Origin of the sequence: Sapientia aquatica (assembly GCF_004358105.1) — a bacterium.
Lineage (GTDB): Bacteria > Pseudomonadota > Gammaproteobacteria > Burkholderiales > Burkholderiaceae_D > Solimicrobium > Solimicrobium aquaticum.
The window spans coordinates 1-728 of the sequence record NZ_SMYL01000049.1; the positions used below are offsets into that span (position 1 = coordinate 1).

Consider the following 728-nt stretch of genomic DNA (forward strand, 5'->3'; position numbering starts at 1 on the left):
ACAGTGATCGAAACGTTATCGCCTGGCATGACCATTTCTTTGTCTGCTGGCAACTCGATCGAACCAGTTACGTCCGTTGTACGGAAGTAGAACTGTGGACGGTAGTTGTTGAAGAATGGTGTGTGACGACCACCTTCGTCTTTGGACAAGACATAGATCTCGCCAGTGAAGTGATTGTGCGGCTTGATTGAACCTGGTTTTGCCAACACTTGACCACGCTGAACGTCTTCGCGCTTAGTACCGCGCAACAATACGCCAACGTTGTCGCCTGCTTGACCTTGATCCAATAACTTACGGAACATTTCAACGCCGGTGCAGGTTGTTTTTACGGTGTCAGTGATACCGATGATTTCGATCTCTTCGCCGACTTTGATGATACCGCGCTCAACACGACCGGTAACAACAGTACCACGACCAGAGATCGAGAATACGTCTTCCACTGGCAACAAGAATGTACCGTCAACAGCACGTTCTGGTGTTGGGATGTATGTATCTAATGCTTCGGCCAATTTCATGATGGCTTGTTCGCCCAATGGACCTGTGTCGCCTTCCAACGCCAGCTTTGCTGAACCTTGAACGATAGGCAAATCGTCGCCTGGGAAATCGTATTTGGACAGTAACTCGCGCACTTCCATTTCGACCAATTCCAACAACTCAGCATCATCAACCATGTCGCATTTGTTCAAGAATACGATGATGTATGGAACACCAACTTGGCGAGCCAACAG

General features: G+C 48.6%; 1 protein-coding gene. It reads right to left on the reverse strand.

The annotated features are described in order from the left end of the window. Positions 1-728: EF-Tu C-terminal domain-related protein (locus tag E2I14_RS19195; RefSeq protein ID WP_227544832.1), on the reverse strand; the 728-nt coding region annotated here is incomplete at both ends.